Consider the following 8,627-nt stretch of genomic DNA (forward strand, 5'->3'; position numbering starts at 1 on the left):
CGACCGGCGCGGTCCGCGCGGGCGGACGCGGCTCAGGCCGGGGCGGGTTCGGACGCGTTGGCGTCGCGCAGAAGGCGCGCATGGCGGCGCACGGCGGCGAGCGTCTGGCCGAAGGTCACGCAGCCCTGCGCCTCGAGCAGCGGAAGAAGACGCTCGAGCGCCGCGGCCGTCGCGATCGTGTCGCCCATGGCGGTGTGCCGCGCCTCGGGCGGGATCTCGATGCCCAGCCGCTCGGTCAGCGCATCCAGCGTGTGCGTCTCGGACTGGCCGAAGGCCACGGCCGACAGCAGCACCGTGTCGAGCACCGGGTGATCGAAGCGCACGCCCGACGCCGCCTCGTGCCGGCGCAGGAATTCGAGGTCGAAGGGCGCGTTGTGCGCCACCAGCACCGCCCCCTCTGCGAAGGCGTGGAACCGGCGTGCGACCGTCTCGATCGGGGGCGCTCCTGCCACCATCGCCCCTGTGATGCCATGCACCTCGCTCGCTGCCGCGGGGATCGACCGGCGCGGATCGACGAGCGATTCGAAGCTCTCGCCCTCCACCCGCCGCCCCCCGATCATGCGCAGGGCGGCGATCTGCACGATCTCGTCCCCCGACGAGGGCAGAAGGCCCGTCGTCTCGGTGTCGAAGACCACGCAGGTGAGGTCGCTCAGCCGCGTCTCGGCCAGTTCGCCCGAGGGGGCACGGTCCATCAGGTCGAAGTCGTAGACGGCACGGCGGGCCTCGGCCGGGCGGCGGGGCGACGCCGCCGCGGGGGCGGGAAGCGGCACGCAGAGGCGGGCGCCCCCGTCAGGACGCCGCTCTGGCCAGGCCTCGGTGCCGTGGGCCGCGAGCACCGAGCGGCCCGTCACGTCGGCCAGCCCGACCTCCAGCGGCTCGGCCAGCCAGCGCTCCAGATCGCCGAGGGGCAGCACCGCCCCCTCCCATGTGAGCGTCAGCAGCACGCCGCCCGCCTCGTCCGGGGCGAGCGCGAGCGCAAGGGCGCGGGCATCGGGACGGGCGGCGAGGCGCTCGGCGAGATGGGCGGCGAGCGAGACGAGCTGGTAGGCGTCGCAGCGGAGCGCGAGGTCGGGATCGGGCTCGGTGACGGTCAGCGCCACCCCTGCCGTTTCGGCCTGCGCGGCGATGCCGTCGGCCAGGTCGGCGGCGCGCGTCTCGGCCATCGGCCACCAGGCGCCGCGGGCGGCGTCGTAGCGATCGCCGAGCTCGGTGATCGCCGCAGCCAGCCGTTCGGCCTCGGAGAGCAGGGCAGCACGGCCCTCGGGCGCGGCCGCCGCGCCTGCGGCGAGCACCGTCTGGAGGTTGGCCGCGGGGCGGCGGATGCGCTCGAACACCTCCTCGAGCAGCGCCTCGCGCCCGGCATGGAGGGCGAGATCGGCGGTCACCGGGCGCAGCGTCAGCACGTAGCCCGGCGCTCCGGCGCGGCGCTGGGGCAGCTCGAGCAGGCGCATCCGGCCCGCGAGCACCTCGCCCGACTGGGCGCATGTGGCGATGAGGTCGGTCGCGGTGCCGGGCGCGGCGCGGGCAAGGCGGGCGCGGGCGGCCTCCAGGGGGCCGGGGCGCAGATGATCGGTGAGCGCCCGGTCGAGGCCCGGCGCGCGCTCCTGCGTCAGAAGCGCGGCGGCGGGACCGTTGTAGAAGACGATCTGGTGGTCGGCCGAGCAGAGCAGGACCCCCGCCGGCACGTCGGCCAGGAGCGCCTGCAGGCGGGCGTTCTCGACGGCGAGGCGGGTGGTCTCGCGCTCTACCGCCTCGGCCAGAGCGTTGCGCGTCTCGGCGAGCGTGCCGGCGACGGCCTGTGCCGCCGGGGCGAGATCGCCGAGATAGCGCGCGTCGTCCGGGTCGAGCGCACGGTCGAGTCCGGCATGGGTGCGGGCGCGCAGGGCGGCGGCGAGACGCTGGGAGGCGCGCGCCACGTGCTCGTCGAAGAGCATCCACATCCAGGCCGTCAGACCGAGGATGCCGAATCCGGCGACGAGGCCCGCGGTGACAATGGCGCCTGCGGGCCCGGACTCGTCGAGCCGCGAGAGACCGAGCCACAGCCCCCCGCCGAGCGCGGTCAGGATACCCGCGGCGAGGGCTGCGAAGAGCAGGAAGACCCGCAGCCGCAGGCCAAGCCGGGCGACAGGGTCAATCATCCCTGCGGCCTCCGGGCGCGGTGGCCTCCGCGCTCGGCGGGTCCTCCGGGTCGGGCGCGGAGGCAGCGCCGTGCGCAGAGCCTGCATCGGGGGCCGGCTCGGCGGGCCGGGCGCTCGCGGGCGTTTCGTCTCCGCGGGGCCGGCCTGCGGGGGTCGTGGCGTCCGGCGTCCGGCCCGCCGAAGCTGCGGACGCGACCGGCACCGAGCCGGCAGGGCGGGTCTGTGGCGCGGAGGCGGGCGCAGTCAGCGCGCGGTCCGGTGCGCCGGGCCCGGCCGGCGCCTCCGGGCGGGGCGCCTCGTCGGCCCCGGCGAGCAGCCGGCGGGCCTGCCCCATCAGGTCGCTCAGATCGAACGGCTTGGCCACGAAGGCGTCGGCGCCGAGCGCCAGCCCCTTGCGCCGTTCGATGGCCGCCCCGCGGGCGGTCATCATCAGGATGCGGGTGTCGGCGAGACCGGCGTCGAGGCGGATGCGCTGACAGATCTCGTAGCCCGAGACATGCGGCAACATCACGTCGAGGATCACCAGGTCGGGCCGTTCGGCCCGGATCGCCTCCCATGCCGCGGCACCGTCGGAGACCCGCGACAGGCGCCAGCCCTCGCGGCCGAGCGCCGTGGTGAGCGCCAGGGCGATGTTGTCCTCGTCCTCGACGATCAGCACGCGGGGAGCGTCGGTGACGTCGGTGACATCCATGTCTGTCTCCTCCCTCCTTCTGCGGCGGCGCGCGGGCCGCCCTGCCGCGCCCTCAGGCGCAGGCATGCTCCAGCGTCGTGTCGCCGGGCAGCGGGCTTGCCCAAGCGGCGCGCATGGCCGCGCCACGGTCGTCGAGTTCGGCCGAGGGGAGCGGCGCCATCACCCCCGCGCGGCAGTCGATCACCACCTCGACGCCCTGACGCCGCGTCCACCGGCCGTAGAAATACATGTCGGCCACGCGCTGGTGCGGCACCTGCGCGTTCGTGCGGATCGAGGCGGTGTCGAGCGCCGCGAAGCGGTCGACGAAGGGCGCGATCAACGTCCAGGGCTTCCAGACCACCGCTGCGTGGTTGGTGAACGTCACCTCGACCCCTTCGGGCAGGTCGCTCGCCATGCGGTCGAACCACGAGTATTCCGACCAGACCGCGTAGCCCAGAAGCGCCGCGCCCGCAGCGGCGGGCATCGCCCATCGCGGCAGGCGCCCGCCGGTGACGAGGTTGAGCCCCAGGACGATGCCGGCCGCTGCAAAGGCCGCGGCGATGGCGGCGATCAGTTCGAGGAACATGGGCTGGCTCCTGCCGACGCTCCCGAGACGACCGACCGCCCCCCGGAGCGACCGGGCTGCGGGGCGCGGCCCGGCTGCGGGGCGCGTCGGGGCGGCGAGGCACGTCGGGGCGGCGAGGCGCGACGAAGCCGCCGGGAGCAAATCCCTTCCAAAGGGATTTGCAAATTCCTTTCAAGGAATTTGCGCCCGGCGCCGGTGAACGCGGGCGGGATCGGGCGGGGCGACGGGGTCATCCGAGCATCCCCTTCCCCTGTCCCGCCGAGGACTGCATGGTGCGGATCACCACGAAGGCATCGCGCAGGTGGCTGCGCTGCAGGTCCGACAGGTCGGACGGCGCCATGAAGTTGTCGGGCCGGCGACCGGCGCGCACCTCCTCGGCCTGCCGCTCGAGCCGGGTCTCGGCAATCAGGTCGTAGGCGTCGATCAGGTCACGGCCCCCGGTGCCCGAGATCAGCCCCGCCTGCAGCGCCGCCTCGAGGCGGGCGCGCGTGTTCACCTCGGTGATCTGCCCGCGCAGCGCGTAGAGGCGGGCGAGGTCGACCACGGGCACGACGCCGTTCATCTTCAGGTCGACCTCGTTCTTGTGCTCGCCCGAGCGGACCGTCGCGAAGCCGCGGAACAGGCCGAGCGGGGGGGCGTGCTTGAGCGAGTTCGCCGTCATGTGCGAGACGAAGATCGAGTTCTTCGCAGCTGCCGCCAGCGTCGCTTCCTGAAGGTCGTCGAAAAGATGTCGGGCGCCGCCGATGGGGCGCAGGTCGAACATGACCGAGGCGAGCATCTGCGCCTCCTGGTCCGGCTCGGCGATCCAGCGCTCGAAATAGCCGCGCCAGACCCGCAGCGGCTGCCGCCAGCGGGGATTGGTCGCCATCATCTCGCCCGGGCAGAGCACGTAGCCGCAGGTCGCGAGCCCCTCGCAGACGAAGCTGGCGAAACGCTCGAAATAGCCCGCCGCCGCCTCGGGCGCGTCGTCGGCGAGGATCAGGCAGTTGTCCTGGTCGGAGATGCCGCTCTGCTCCTGCCGGCCCTGGCTGCCGCAGGCGAGCCAGAGATAGGCGGCGGGCGGCGGGCCGAGGCGGCGCTCGGCGAGCGTCAACAGGCGCCGGGTGCAGGCGTCGGCGATGTCGGTGACCAGCCGCGTCGTCACCTCGTGGCGATTGCCCGCGCCGACGAGCTGGGCGAGCAGTTGCGGCAGCCGGGCGGTCACCTCGGCCATCTCTGCGGCGGTCCCCGCGCGGGCGATGTCGCGCACCATGGCCGAGGCCGAGACCGCCTGGAAGCGGGTGAGATCGGTCTGCGTGAGAATGCCGATCACGCGATCGCCGTCGGTCACCGGCACGTGCCCGATGCCGCGCTCGAGCATGAGGTTCAGCAGGTCCGAGCCGAGCGCGGTGGGCGGCAGGGTCAACGGCCGCTCGGTCATGATCTTCGCCACCGGCGCGTCGGGCGGCAGGCCGCAGGCGAGCGCCTTGCCGGTCATGTCGCGCACGGTGACGATGCCAACAAGGCGCTCTTCGGCGTCGGTCACGGCGAGGCAGGAGACGCGGGTGTCGCGCATCAGGGCGGCGGCAGCCTGGATCCCCGTGGTGGGCCGCACGGTGACCGGCGAGCGCGCCATCAGGTCGCCCACGCGCTGCGTGGCGAGATCGCCCTTGCGCTCTGGCTGGGCGGGGCGCGCCCGGTCGAAGAAACGCGCGAAGGCGGGCGAGACCTCGATCTGGCGGTGGAACTCGGTTGCGGGCAGAAGGAGCAGGCGCGCGGCCTCGGTCGTGCGGGCGGTGGTGACGGCGAGCCCGCCGCGCACCAGGCCCCGCTCGCCGAAGGAGTTGCGCGCGGCGAGCAGCGAGACCGGGGCGCCGGTCTCGTCCGAGACCTCCACGCGCCCCTCAGCGATCAGGTACAGGCCCGCGAGCGCCTCGCCCGCCCGGTAGAGCACGGTGCCCTCCTCGGCCTCGACCTGCTCAAACGTCTCGGCCACGCGGGCGAGCTCGTCGGGGGCGAGGCTGTCGTAGGGATGTACCGTGGCGAGGAACGCCTGGCGACGGGCCGCGTCGGCGAGGGAGCTGTCGGCGTCGGTCATGCGGCCTCCGGGCGGCAGGGGCGGGCGCCGGGCGCGCGACGGCACGACGGCTCCGCTCACTCTAGCACGGGCGCCAGGGGCGCCCCATGCGTCGCGGCGCGCCTCCCTCGGGGAGACGCGCCGCGCTCGGGCCGGCCCCGGACGGGGCCGGGGCCGGCCTTCGGCGTCAGTGATCCGCGGCGGCTGCGCCGGCGCCACGCGGCACGCGGACACTCTCCACCAGATCCTGGATCTCCTGGGGCGGCGCCGCGGTGACGCGGCTCACCCCGATCGCCGTGGCAAAGTTCAGGATCGCCCCGATCGCGCCGAACGAGGTCGACTGCACCGTGAGGAACAGCGGGTCGCTGTCGTCGAACGTGTTCGTGCCGGGGATGAAGAACCACCCCTTGTGCAGGAAGATGTAGACGACCGTCACGATCAGGCCCACGAGCATGCCCGCCACGGCGCCGACATTGTTGATGCGCTTCGAGAAGATGCCCATCATCAGCGCCGGGAAGATCGAGGCCGCCGCGATGCCGAAGGCGAGCGCCACGGTCTGCGCGGCGAAGCCCGGCGGGTTGAGCCCGAGCCATGTCGCGACCGCGATGGCCACGGCCATGGCGATCCGGGCCGACAGCAGTTCCGCCTTTTCCGACATGTTCGGCGTCAGCTGCCCCTTCAGCAGGTCATGCGAGATGGCAGACGAGATCGCCAGCAGCAGACCGGCCGCGGTGGAGAGCGCGGCGGCGAGGCCGCCCGCGGCCACGAGGCCGATCACCCAGCCCGGCAGGTTGGCGATCTCGGGGTTGGCGAGAACCAGGATGTCGCGGTTGAAGTTGGTGAGCTCGTTGCCCTGCCAGCCGGCCGCCTCGGCGCGCTCCTGCATCTGCGGGTTCGCGTCGTTGTAGTACTGGATCCGGCCGTCGCCGTTCTTGTCTTCCCAGCCGAGCAGGCCCGTCTTCTGCCAGGTCTCCATCCAGGCGTAGTCCGCGTCGGTCTGGATCTGCTCGACCGAGACGGCCTGACCGGACGTGCCCTCGGGCCACATCAGCTCGGTGATGTTGAGCCGCGCCATGGCGCCCACGGCCGGAGCGGTGAGATAGAGCAGCGAGATGAACACCAGCGTCCAGCCGGCCGACCAGCGCGCGTCGGAGACGCGGGGCACCGTGAAGAACCGCATGATCACGTGCGGCAGGCCCGCGGTGCCGATCATGAGGCTGAGCGTGAACAGCACCATGTTGAGCGTGTCGGCGTGGTGGGCGGTGTATTCGGCGAAGCCGAGATCGGTGACGATCTGGTTGAGCGTGGCCAGCAGCGGCTCGCCGCTCTCCTGGTGCTCGCCGAAGAGGCCGAGCGCCGGGACCGGGTTGCCGGTCAGTTGCAGCGAGATGAAGATCGCGGGGATCGTGAAGGCGGTGATCAGCACCACGTACTGCGCGACCTGGGTGTAGGTCACGCCCTTCATGCCGCCGAACACCGCGTAGGCGAAGACGACGCAGGCGCCGATCAGAAGGCCCGTGGTGTTGTCGACCTCGAGGAAGCGGCCGAAGGCGACGCCCACGCCGGTCATCTGCCCGATGACGTAGGTGACCGAGGCCACGACCAGGCAGATCACCGCCACCATGCGCGCCGTCGGGCTGTAGAACCGGTCGCCGATGAACTCGGAGACGGTGAACTTCCCGAACTTGCGCAGGTAGGGCGCGAGCAGGAGCGCCAGCAGCACGTAGCCGCCCGTCCAGCCCATCAGGTAGGTCGAGTTGTCGTAGCCCACGAAGGCGATGAGGCCCGCCATCGAGATGAACGAGGCGGCCGACATCCAGTCGGCGGCCGTGGCCATGCCGTTGGTGACGGGGTGGACGCCGCGGCCGGCGGCGTAGAACTCGGACGTGGAGCCCGCGCGGGCCCAGATCGCGATCCCGATATAGAGGGCGAAGGAGGCGCCCACGAAGATCAGGTTGACAACGAATTGATCCATCTGTGCGTGTCCCTTCGCTTACTGCTCGTCGACGCCGAATTGGCGGTCGAGCCGGTTCATCCGCCAGGCGTAGAAGAAGATCAGCGCAAGGAAGACGAGGATGGAGCCCTGCTGGGCAAACCAGAAGCCGAGGTCGGTGCCGCCGACCTGGATGCCCGAGAGAAGCGGCCTGAGCAGGATGCCGAAGCCGAAGGACACGAGGGCCCAGATGACGAGGCACCAGGCGACGATGCGAAGGTTCGCCGTCCAGTAGCCCGATTTGTCCGTTTTGTCCGACATGGGGGTTCCTCCCGAATGTGGTGGTGCGGCGGCCCGCGGGCCGCTCGCGGTGGGGCTTCGGGAGTCCCGAAGCGTTTCGGCGGGGTCTCCCCCGCCGGACCTCGTCAGGCCGCGCGCGCCTTCGCGACCAGGGCGCCGAGCGCCTCCGTCACGTCGTCGATGGCGCCCATCGCATCGACCCGGGCGAGCTGGCCGCGGGCGTCGTAGAAGGCCGCGAGGGGCGCGGTCTCGGCGTGGTAGGCGTCGAGGCGCGCGCGCACCGTCTCGGCGGTGTCGTCGGGCCGGCGCTTGAACGCGGTGGCGCCGCAGCCGTCGCAGACCCCCTCCTGCGCTGGCCGCTTGAAGGCGTCGTGGTAGCCCTCGCCGCAGCCCGCGCAGGTGAAGCGGCCAGACACGCGGGCCACCATCGCCTCGTCCTCGACCTCGAGCGAAATCGCGGCGTCGACCGTCTGCCCCGTCTCGGCGATGAGAGCGTCGAGCGCCTCGGCCTGCGCCGTGGTGCGGGGGAAGCCGTCGAGGATGACGCCCCGGGCGGTGTCGGGATCGGCCAGCCTGTCGCGCAGGATGGCGAGCACGATGTCGTCGGAGACGAGGCCGCCGGCCTCCATCACCGCCTGCGCCTGCCGGCCGGCCTCGGTGCCCGCGGCGACGGCGGCGCGCAACAGGTCGCCGGTCGAGAGCTGCACGAGGCCGAAGCGCTCCTCGAGCCGGCGGGCCTGGGTGCCCTTGCCCGCGCCCGGCGGCCCGAGCAGGATCAGCACGGGCGGGGTGTCGGTCGATCCGGTGCCGTCCATCGCCTCACTCCCTGTTCAGTCTGTTTTCGACGAGGTCGTCGACGACGGTGGGGTCTGCGAGGGTGGAGGTGTCGCCGAGGGAGGCGTGGTCGTTCTCGGCGATCTTGCGCAGGATGCGGCGCATGATCT

6 protein-coding genes and 1 pseudogene are annotated in these 8,627 nt (G+C 72.7%); all 7 read right to left on the bottom strand.

The genetic code is table 11. The features are described 5' to 3' along the window. Positions 1-32: 32 nt before the first annotated feature. Positions 33-2,138 (bottom strand): 3'-5' exonuclease, encoded by a 2,106-nt coding sequence (locus DLJ49_RS04510; protein ID WP_115392320.1) that lies wholly within the window; start codon positions 2,136-2,138, stop codon positions 33-35. Positions 2,139-2,448: 310 nt separating this feature from the next. Then, a pseudogene (locus DLJ49_RS22320) lies at positions 2,449-2,829 on the bottom strand (response regulator transcription factor); the annotation flags it as partial. A gap of 52 nt (positions 2,830-2,881) precedes the next feature. Beyond that, the gene (locus DLJ49_RS04520; RefSeq protein WP_115392322.1) at positions 2,882-3,394 is read right to left on the bottom strand and encodes a hypothetical protein; all 513 of its coding nucleotides are present in this window, start codon (positions 3,392-3,394) and stop codon (positions 2,882-2,884) included. Between the two features lie 229 nt (positions 3,395-3,623). After that, positions 3,624-5,471 carry a DUF294 nucleotidyltransferase-like domain-containing protein gene (locus tag DLJ49_RS04525; RefSeq protein ID WP_115392323.1) on the bottom strand — a complete coding sequence of 616 codons (1,848 nt, stop codon included), beginning with the start codon at positions 5,469-5,471 and terminating at the stop codon, positions 3,624-3,626. A 166-nt stretch (positions 5,472-5,637) separates the two neighbouring features. Continuing rightward, a complete protein-coding gene (locus DLJ49_RS04530) occupies positions 5,638-7,425 on the bottom strand; it encodes a sodium:solute symporter family protein (protein WP_115392324.1) in 1,788 nt (595 codons plus the stop codon). Between the two features lie 18 nt (positions 7,426-7,443). After that, positions 7,444-7,704 carry a DUF4212 domain-containing protein gene (locus DLJ49_RS04535; RefSeq protein ID WP_115392325.1) on the bottom strand — a complete coding sequence of 87 codons (261 nt, stop codon included), beginning with the start codon at positions 7,702-7,704 and terminating at the stop codon, positions 7,444-7,446. Between the two features lie 104 nt (positions 7,705-7,808). Beyond that, positions 7,809-8,498, bottom strand: a complete 690-nt coding sequence (locus tag DLJ49_RS04540) for an adenylate kinase (protein ID WP_115392326.1) — start codon at positions 8,496-8,498, stop codon at positions 7,809-7,811. Positions 8,499-8,627: the final 129 nt, after the last annotated feature.

This window comes from Rhodovulum sp. 12E13, assembly GCF_003340565.1.
Lineage (GTDB): Bacteria > Pseudomonadota > Alphaproteobacteria > Rhodobacterales > Rhodobacteraceae > HLUCCA09.